Genomic DNA, 2,125 nt, shown 5'->3' on the forward strand with positions numbered 1-2,125 from the left:
CATTCGTTCGTTTTTTTGGTTGCCATGTAAAAAAAACTGGCACTCTCCCGACTAGACTACGGCCTTTTTCTCCATGATCAGCAGAGGATAATCGCGGAGGGGTAGTTCTCTAAAAAGTTGCGCTTCCTGACTGATTCGGTACTTGTCGTTGTCGTAGAATTTTTCGTGATCCGCGAGCTCGAAGATTTCTCCCGACAAAGGATCGACCAAAACCGGATTTTGGAAACCAGCACCTTCCCAATCCCACAGAAACAGATGGACGCTCCGGTCGGAATACGTATCCGCCGCTTTGTCCTTCGACCAGTAGGCCAGCACGGTGCCGTTGGCGGTGTTCAGTGTGGTAGCGCTCATGCCATCCAGGCGCTGCCCCGCACCATTACCCAGCGCGGCGTATTCCTTTTCGCCCGCCGATTGGACCCCGTCCATCAGGTGGATAATCGAATTACGCGTATGTACTTCGCCATGAACCAGACTGCCCAGATATTGCAGGGCTTTGAAAGCCACTTTCGGACTTATTTCGGGTTTGGATTTTAAAATTCCCTTGTAATTCACGTTTCCCGAACCTTTGGGATAATCGTGCAAATCCACGATCAGAAACCAGAGCGTCATGGCAATGTCCAGCGAACAGTCGGTGAGCAATCGCCTCAGCATCACCTTCGCCTGGATGTTTTCGGTGTAAGGCCCTTCCCCGATGAACCCGGTACTTTTGGGTTCGGATGGGAAGCCGTTCTCTCCCTGCCAGATTTTGAGGGTCGGATTATACTGCCTGACCAATCTTCTCAGGGCTTCGATCCTTTCGGTGTAAGTTTCGGGAATAGTACTATAAGGATGGAAGGAAAAAATATCGATTTGCTGGCCCAGCCCCGCCTCGAACATATCCCGGATGAAAGTGTAGGGCAGGCGAGAAGTCACGCCCCCCACGATGACGGCACCCGGACAGTTTTTGCGTATCAACGGGGCCGACAGCCTGACCAGATCGACGTACCTCCCGGGGTCGATCTCACCCGGTCGCCAGAAGCCTTTGAGGTTGGGTTCGTTCCATATTTCGTAGTGTTTTACTTTCCCCCGGTATCTCTTGGCTAAGGCTGTCACAAACCGCGCCCACGCCAGTTGTACTTCTTTACTTATCATCGGATGCGCCCCCGTTTCGCCCTCCGTATAGTTTTTGTTGCCGTAGCCCACGTTGAAAAAGGGCTGTATGCCCCGCTCGATTAGACCATCGACGCTTTCATCCAGCCAGCCCCAGTCGTATTGGTTTTTGACGCGCTCGACGCGGTTCCAACCTGTCTGAAGCCGCGCCCACTTTACGGGCAGGTCGTTCATCCAGGGATACACTTCCTTGGGTTTCCATAGTTGGCGATCCAACGTTTCGCAGCCAATGCCGAAGGGCGAAGCGGCGATGTCCTTTGGTTTTTTTATGGTGACGTTGCCCAGCTTTTTAAGTTCGCTACGCCCACGGTCACGTACCGATACCTCCGCCTTCACACCATTTGGCGAGGCCAAAAGCGGAGCGACAGTAAGGGTTTTCAAGAAATTCCTGCGGTTGCTTTCCATAGGTGTGAATTCTGGATGTATTATAAAGATTGCTTCAACGACTGATCGAATACATTACAAACGTGCAGCGAGTCGGGATTATAATGGTACGGCCCCTCGTAGCCCGTATCGCCGAGCAAGTGACTCACCAGCGCGATCGACAGCGGGTAAAACCACGAACCCAGCATGATTTTCTCGCGGTCAGGGTCATCGTCGCGTATTTCGGCGATGGCGTCGTGGGCACCCTCCTGCCAAATCCAGTGCGGACGCGGCAACCAGCCGACGGTTTGGTAGTCGCGGCGTTGCAGCAGCCAGCCGACGCCATCGGGACTCTCGTGCTGTAGAGCGTGGGCCAGGTACTTCCGGCAAGCCGCTTCCACGTCTTCACGGCGGTAGGCGGTCAGGGCGGCGAGGTTGACGAGTTGGTAGGCCCCGTCGAAATCGGGGCAGTCCCTTAGATTTGTGAGATAATCATTAACTTTAAAAAGTACAATACCAGAAGATCCGAAGGAGTGAGCGGTGAACTACGGGGCGGCCTATCAAACAGAACTATGCTCGGAATTAGTCCCTCACACCTTTTCACTGATCGGTT

At 53.5% G+C, this 2,125-nt stretch carries 2 protein-coding genes; both read right to left on the reverse strand.

Annotation, left to right across the window (positions count from 1 at the left end):
- Positions 1–51: 51 nt before the first annotated feature.
- Positions 52–1,554: a hypothetical protein gene (locus tag ACEW8P_RS23315; protein WP_373515468.1), complete on the reverse strand. Its 1,503-nt coding sequence runs from the start codon at positions 1,552–1,554 to the stop codon at positions 52–54.
- Between the two features lie 20 nt (positions 1,555–1,574).
- Positions 1,575–1,913, reverse strand: coding sequence for a hypothetical protein (locus ACEW8P_RS23320; protein ID WP_373515469.1), 339 nt, complete (start codon positions 1,911–1,913; stop codon positions 1,575–1,577).
- Positions 1,914–2,125 lie beyond the last annotated feature (212 nt).

This window comes from Persicitalea sp. (genome assembly GCF_041751555.1).
GTDB lineage: Bacteria > Bacteroidota > Bacteroidia > Cytophagales > Spirosomataceae > Persicitalea.

Excerpts from the sequence above, each read along its gene's own strand:
- ACEW8P_RS23315 (WP_373515468.1), bottom strand. The coding sequence starts at position 1,554 with ATGGAAAGCAACCGCAGGAATTTCTTGAAAACCCTTACTGTCGCTCCG.